Consider the following 6169-nt stretch of genomic DNA (forward strand, 5'->3'; position numbering starts at 1 on the left):
CGCCAGCGGCCCAGCGCCGCGAGCGCGCCGCCGGCGGCCAGCCCCTGCACGAAGCGGCGGCGGGCGGGAATGGGGAAGGCTGTCATGACGGATCCGCGGCGGCGCTACTGCACCGACACCGCGCCCTTCATGCCGGCGGCGTAGTGGCCGGGTTCCAGGCAGCCGAAGGACACGGTGCCGGCGCGGTCGAACTTCCAGACGATCTGGCCGCTCTTGCCGCCGTCCAGCGACACGGCATTGGCCTCTTCGTGGCGCATGCCGGGGTCCTTCATCATCATGGCGTAGTGGGCCTGCAGGTCGGCGTCGCTGCCCAGCACCATCTCGTGGCGGATGCGGCCCGAGTTGCGCACGTTGAAGCGCACCGTTTCACCGGCCTTGACCTGCACCTGCGCGGGCGTGAAGCGCATGGCGTCGGTCATGTCGATGTCGATGCTGCGGGTGACGCGGGCGGCGTCGCCGGGCGTGCCGATGGGGGCGGAGGCCGCCGGCATGGCGTGGCCGGCGTGTTCGCCATGGGCGCCGGCCGCGAAGGCGGTGCCGGTGCCGAGCAGCGCGGCCAGGGCCGTGATCTGGGTGATGCGGAGCAAAGTGCCGTTCATGCTGTTCCCTTGATGGGGGTTGACCATGAGGGGCACTTTAGGAAAACCGGGGTGACCCGGTTCTGTCGCGAAGATTACTTCTTTGTAATGTGGCCGCCGGCGGTGTCCGGGTCCGACCCGCGCAGGGTGATGCCGACTACGGTGCCGCCGGGGCCGGAGGCCGCGTCGACCTCGCCGCCGTGCATGCGGGCGATGGCGCGCACGATCGCCAGGCCCAGCCCGTGACCCTCGCTGCGCGGCGCGCGCGCCTGGCCCGAGCGGAAGAAGCGGTCGAAGATGCGCGGCAGGTCGGCCTCGGGGATCGGCGCCCCGGGGTTGCGCACCTCGACCCGCGCGCCGGCCGGCCGCGGCTGGCAGGCCAGCACGATCTCGCCGCCGCGCGGCGTGGCCTTGATGGCGTTGGAGATCAGGTTGGCCAGCGCGCGGCGCACCAGCCCGGGATTGGCGGCGACGACGGCGTCGCCGTCGCAACGCAGTGTGACGCCGCGGTATTCCAGCGCCGCCTCGTAGAAGTCGGCGACGCGCCGGGCTTCGGCGGCCAGTGATACCGGCGCCAGGTCGGCGGCGCGTTCGCCACGGTCGGCGCGCGCCAGGAACAGCATGTCGTTGACCAGCGTTTTCAGGTCTTCCAGCGTCTCCAGGTTGGATTCCAGCGCATCGCGCAGCTCGGCCGCGTCGCGGCCGCTGGACAGGGTCACCTGGGTGCCGTTGATCAGCGTGGCCAGCGGCGTGCGCAGCTCGTGCGCGACGTCGGCGTTGAAGCCTTCCATCTGCTGGTAGGCGGCCTGCAGGCGCTCCAGCGTTCGGTTGAACGACAGCACCAGCTCGTGCAGCTCGCGGTCGGTGTCGCGTAGCGGCAGGCGCACGGCCAGGTTGTCGGGCTGGATGCGGGCGGCCTGTTCCGACAGGCGGCGGGTGGGCGCCATGCTGCGGCGCACCGCCCAGGCCGCCAGCACCACGGTGGCGCCGACCCACAGCGCGCAGATCAGCGCCAGCGCGGTGCCGTAGGCGTACAGGAACTGCGAGCTGGTGCGGGTGCTGACCGCCACGGTAAGCTGCGCGCCCGGCAGGATGCGGTCGTCGACCGCGACGCGCAGGCCGCGCATGCGGCTGCCGTCGGCCAGTTGCAGCAGCACCTGCCGGTCGGGCAGCGTCTGCAATGTCAGGGGCGCGTCGCCGCCGTAGACCGGATGCCCCTGCGCGTCGACGATCCAGATGCCCAGCTGGCTCTGGCCGGTGCGCATGTCGTCGAACGTGGCGGCCAGGTCGTGCAGGCCGCGCGCGTTGTTCTGCATGTCGATCAGGTGGTTGATGAGCTCCAGCTTGCCGCTGACCTCGGTGATCTCCTGGCGTTCGACCTCGCGCTTGAGGGCCCAGAACAGGGTGGCGCCGGCCAGGCTGGAAACCAGCAGGGCGATGGCGCCCAGCAGCAGGGTCAGGCGCGCCTGCATCGAGCGCACGCGCGGCGCTTTCATTCGCGCGCGGGCTCCGGCCGCGATTCGAGCACGTAGCCCATGCCGCGCACGGTATGCAGCAGCTTGGCCTCGAACGGGTCGTCCAGCTTGCTGCGCAGGCGCCGCACGGCCACGTCGATGACGTTGGTGTCGCTGTCGAAGTTCATGTCCCAGACCTGCTCGGCCAGGGTGGTTCGCGACAGCACCTGGCCCTGGCGCCGCAGCAGCAGGGCCAGCAGGTTGAATTCCTTGGCGGTCAGGTCCAGGCGCCGGCCGCCGCGCGCGACCTTGCGCCGCGCCAGGTCCAGTTCCAGGTCGGCCAGGCGGAACACGGTGGGCTCCTGCGAACGGCCGCGCCGCAGCAGGGCCTGCACGCGCGCCAGCAGCTCGGAGAAGGCGAAGGGCTTGACCAGGTAGTCGTCGGCGCCGCCTTCGAGCCCGCGCACGCGGTCCTCGACGGCGTCGCGCGCGGTCAGCATCAGGATCGGGGTGTCCTTGGTGGCGCGCACGGCGGCCAGGATGCCGAAGCCGTCCACGCCGGGCAGCATCACGTCCAGCACGATCAGGTCGTAGGCGCCTTCCAGCGCCAGGTGCAGGCCGTTGACGCCGTCGCGCGCCAGGTCGACGACGTGGCTTTGCTCCGACAACCCTTTCTTGAGGTAGTCGGCCAACTTGGGTTCGTCTTCGATGACCAGGATGCGCATGGCGGGAAATTTACCATCCGCGCCGCGATGGCGGCGCGGATCCCGCGCGTGGCGTGACGCCGCTTCAGGCGGACGGATCGACGGCGATGCGGTCGGGCGGGAAGCGCAGCGCGAACACGCTGCCCTTGCCGGGTTCGCTGGTGATGAACAGTTCGGCGTCGTGGCGCATGGCGATGTGCTTGGTGATCGCCAGCCCCAGCCCGGTGCCGCCGACGGCGCGCGAGCGGCCGCGGTCGACGCGGTAAAAGCGTTCGGTCAGGCGCGGGATATGGCGGGCGGGAATGCCGATGCCGGTGTCCTGCACGCTGTAGCGGCCGCTGCCATCGGCCTCGCGTTCCCAGCGCACGGTGATGGTGCCGCCGTCGGGCGTGTAGCGCACGGCGTTGGTCAGCAGGTTCGACAGGGCCGAGGTCAGCTCGGTCTCGGCGCCCAGCACGTCCAGGGTTTCGTCGATGTGCCATTCGATCACATGGCGCCCGCCGGACAGGGCCTCGATCTGCTGGCGCGCCTTCTGCAGCAGCGCGCCCATGTTGACCGCGCGCGGGTCGCTGCCCGGCGACGATTCCAGCGTCGACAGCGTCAGCAGGTCCTCGACGATGGCCTGCATGCGCTGGGCCTGCTCGTGCATCATGTCCAGATACTGCGCGCGCTGCTCGGGCGGCAGGGCGTCGGCGGGCATGTCGCGCAGCGTTTCCAGGAAGCCGGCCAGCACCGTCAGCGGCGTGCGCAGTTCGTGCGAGACGTTGGCGACGAAATCGCGGCGGGTGGTCTCCAGGCGCTCGATCTGGGTGACGTCGCGGGTGATGAGCAGGCGCTGGTTGCTGGCATAGGCCGTCAGCTGCATCATCATCAGCCGTTCCTGGCCGTTCTGGCCCAGGCGCACCAGGATCGGATCGGGCCAGGAGGCGCGGTGGGCGTATTCGACGAATTCCGGCGCGCGCAGCAGGTTCAGCAGGTTGTGGCCGCGATCGGCCGGCAGGCGCAGGCCCAGGTGCTGGCGCGCCATGCGGTTGCACCAGTCGATCTGGAAGTCTTCATTGAGCGTGACCGCGCCGTCCGGCAGCGCCTGGGCGGCCGCCAGCATGCCCTGCATGGTGTCGCGGGTCTCGGCCAGTTCGCGGGCGCGGGCCCGGGTGTAGCGGTACAGCGGGGCGAGGATGTCGTCCCAGGGGCCGACCGAGGCGGGAGGGGAGGTGTCGGGGTGCCGGGCCCAATGGGACACCAGGTGCAGGCGCCAGCTGCGCCACAGCAGCATGGTGACCAGCGCGGCGCTGAACAGCGCCCAGCCCGCCGGGTCGCCGATCAGCCATTGCGCCAATAGCGCGATCGCCGCCCACAGGGCGACCAGGACAAGGGTGCGCAGCCAGATCATCGTGCGGGTGTTTTACCGCGCCGGGACCTGTGCCGTAAACCGGTAGCCGCTGCCGCGCACCGTTTCCACGTGCGCATCGTGGCCGCTGGGCTCCAGCGCCTTGCGCAGGCGGCGGATGTGCACGTCGACGGTGCGTTCCTCGACGAACACGTGATCGCCCCAGACCTGGTCCAGCAGCTGCGAGCGCGAGAACACGCGTTCCGGGTGGGTCATGAAGAAGTGCAGCAGGCGGAATTCGGTGGGGCCGATCTGCAGCGACTGGCTGTTGCCCGACAGGCGGTGCGTGACGGGGTCCAGCTTGAGGCCGCCCACGTCGATCACGTCGTCGGTCAGCTGCGGCGCGCGGCGGCGCAGCACGGCCTTGATGCGGGCCATCAGCTCCTTGGGCGAGAAGGGCTTGGTGATGTAGTCGTCGGCGCCGGCTTCGAGGCCGTCGACCTTGTCCTGCTCGGAACCCTTGGCGGTCAGCATGATGACCGGGACGGCGCGGGTGCGCTCGTCGTTGCGCAGCTTGCGCGCCATGGCCAGGCCGGAGGTGCCGGGCAGCATCCAGTCCAGCAGGATCAGGTCGGGCAGCTCGGCGCGGATCAGCGTCTGGGCCTGGTCGGCGTCGAAGGCGCGCAGCACTTTGTGGCCGGCGAAGGACAGGTTGACGGCGATCAGTTCCTGGATGGCGGGTTCGTCTTCGACGACGAGGATGGTGCTGGACATGGCGGATAGGGCACGCTTCGGAGCGCCGGCGCGGCGCGAACATTGCGATAGTATGGCCGCAATATTTCAGGTATGTGACCGCAGGGTGCCTTGCGCCGCCCGCGGGCGGCATCCGGCGGGCCCCGATAGGCTACCATTGGACGATATATCGGGAATTCACCATGCAAAACCCCTCCGAATCGCAACATTCCGCGGATTCCGCGTCCCAATCGACGCATTTCGGCTTCCAATCGGTGCCGGAAAGCGAAAAAGCCCGCAAAGTCGCCGAAGTCTTCCATTCGGTGGCGCAGCGCTACGACATCATGAACGATTTCATGTCGGCCGGCCTGCACCGCGTCTGGAAGGCCTTCACCATCGGCCGCGCCGCCATCCGACCCGGCATGAAGGTGCTGGACATCGCGGGCGGCACCGGCGACCTGGCCAAGGCTTTCGCCAAGCGCGCCGGCCCCACCGGCGAGGTCTGGCTGACCGACATCAACGATTCCATGCTGCGGGTCGGCCGCGACCGCCTGGCCGACGCCGGCCTGCTGGTGCCCACCGCTGTCTGTGACGCCGAGCGCCTGCCGTTCCCGACGGGGTATTTCGACCGCGTCAGCGTGGCCTTCGGCCTGCGCAACATGACCCACAAGGACCGCGCGCTGGCCGAGATGACCCGCGTGCTCAAGCCGGGCGGCAAGCTGCTGGTGCTGGAATTCTCCCGCATCGCCAAGCCGCTGGCGCCGGCCTACGACTGGTACTCCTTCAACGTGCTGCCCTGGCTGGGCAAGACCGTGGCCAAGGACGAAGCCAGCTACCGCTACCTGGCGGAATCGATCCGCATGCACCCCGACCAGGAAACCCTGGCGGACATGCTGCGCACCGCCGGCCTGGAGCGGGTGCAGTACTTCAACCTGACGGCCGGCATCGCCGCCCTGCATGAGGGCGTGCGCCTGGGCTGACCTGCCCTGGGTCCGATACGGCTTTTCTTTGCCCCGGGGGAACTTGTGGGGCGACGGCTTGTCCGTTATTCTTACGTCATTCAGATTATTGTAAGAAAGTCGCGCTGAACGGCCGCACGATCCGTGCGGCTTTCCGCTGCTCGGGGCAGCGGGAAGCGCGGGTACGAGGGAGCAAATCCATGACCAAATTCTGTTTCTCGCGGTTTGTCGCCGCGGCGCTCATCGCCATCTCCGGCGCTGCGCTGGTGACGGCGTCGTTTGACGCCGAAGCCCGCCGCGCCGGCGGCGGCAGCAGCGTCGGCCGCCAATCCTCCAATGTGACCCAGCAGCGCCAGGCGACCACGCCGCCGACCGCCGCCAGCAACACCGCGGGCGCCACCGCGGCCCCGGC

The 6169-nt window shown here is 69.8% G+C and carries 7 protein-coding genes and 1 pseudogene; 2 read left to right on the forward strand and 6 right to left on the reverse strand.

The window, feature by feature from the left end; genetic code table 11:
* The 6 genes from AruCF_RS29725 to phoB form a co-directional block, all read right to left on the reverse strand.
* A partial coding sequence (locus tag AruCF_RS29725) for a twin-arginine translocation signal domain-containing protein (RefSeq protein ID WP_254431200.1) occupies positions 1-86 on the reverse strand: 86 nt, incomplete at its 3' end.
* A gap of 18 nt (positions 87-104) precedes the next feature.
* The gene (locus AruCF_RS01535; RefSeq protein ID WP_049070935.1) at positions 105-599 is read right to left on the reverse strand and encodes a cupredoxin domain-containing protein; all 495 of its coding nucleotides are present in this window, start codon (positions 597-599) and stop codon (positions 105-107) included.
* A gap of 74 nt (positions 600-673) precedes the next feature.
* Entirely contained in the window at positions 674-2074 is a 1401-nt protein-coding gene (locus AruCF_RS01540) for a heavy metal sensor histidine kinase (protein WP_049070936.1), read from the reverse strand.
* Positions 2071-2757, reverse strand: coding sequence for a heavy metal response regulator transcription factor (locus AruCF_RS01545; RefSeq protein WP_049070939.1), 687 nt, complete (start codon positions 2755-2757; stop codon positions 2071-2073). The genes AruCF_RS01540 and AruCF_RS01545 overlap by 4 nt, the downstream gene beginning before the upstream one ends.
* 64 nt (positions 2758-2821) lie before the next feature.
* Positions 2822-4129, reverse strand: a complete 1308-nt coding sequence (gene phoR, locus AruCF_RS01550; RefSeq protein WP_049070940.1) for a phosphate regulon sensor histidine kinase PhoR — start codon at positions 4127-4129, stop codon at positions 2822-2824.
* Between the two features lie 12 nt (positions 4130-4141).
* Entirely contained in the window at positions 4142-4840 is a 699-nt protein-coding gene (gene phoB, locus AruCF_RS01555; protein WP_006386862.1) for a phosphate regulon transcriptional regulator PhoB, read from the reverse strand.
* A gap of 161 nt (positions 4841-5001) precedes the next feature.
* On the opposite strand from phoB, the gene ubiE reads away from it, so the two are divergent.
* Together ubiE and AruCF_RS29730 are read left to right on the forward strand one after the other, a co-directional pair.
* Positions 5002-5778, forward strand: a complete 777-nt coding sequence (ubiE, locus tag AruCF_RS01560; protein ID WP_049070942.1) for a bifunctional demethylmenaquinone methyltransferase/2-methoxy-6-polyprenyl-1,4-benzoquinol methylase UbiE — start codon at positions 5002-5004, stop codon at positions 5776-5778.
* 179 nt (positions 5779-5957) lie between these two features.
* Positions 5958-6169 (forward strand): annotated as a pseudogene (locus tag AruCF_RS29730) (Tim44 domain-containing protein); the annotation flags it as partial.

This window comes from Achromobacter ruhlandii (assembly GCF_002082135.1).
In the GTDB taxonomy this organism is placed as follows: domain Bacteria; phylum Pseudomonadota; class Gammaproteobacteria; order Burkholderiales; family Burkholderiaceae_B; genus Achromobacter; species Achromobacter ruhlandii.

Coding starts and splice junctions, on each gene's coding strand:
- AruCF_RS01535 (WP_049070935.1), bottom strand. CDS start 599: ATGAACGGCACTTTGCTCCGCATCACCCAGATCACGGCCCTGGCCGCG.
- AruCF_RS01540 (WP_049070936.1), bottom strand. CDS start 2,074: ATGAAAGCGCCGCGCGTGCGCTCGATGCAGGCGCGCCTGACCCTGCTG.
- AruCF_RS01545 (WP_049070939.1), bottom strand. CDS start 2,757: ATGCGCATCCTGGTCATCGAAGACGAACCCAAGTTGGCCGACTACCTC.
- phoR (WP_049070940.1), bottom strand. CDS start 4,129: ATGATCTGGCTGCGCACCCTTGTCCTGGTCGCCCTGTGGGCGGCGATC.
- phoB (WP_006386862.1), bottom strand. CDS start 4,840: ATGTCCAGCACCATCCTCGTCGTCGAAGACGAACCCGCCATCCAGGAA.
- ubiE (WP_049070942.1), top strand. CDS start 5,002: ATGCAAAACCCCTCCGAATCGCAACATTCCGCGGATTCCGCGTCCCAA.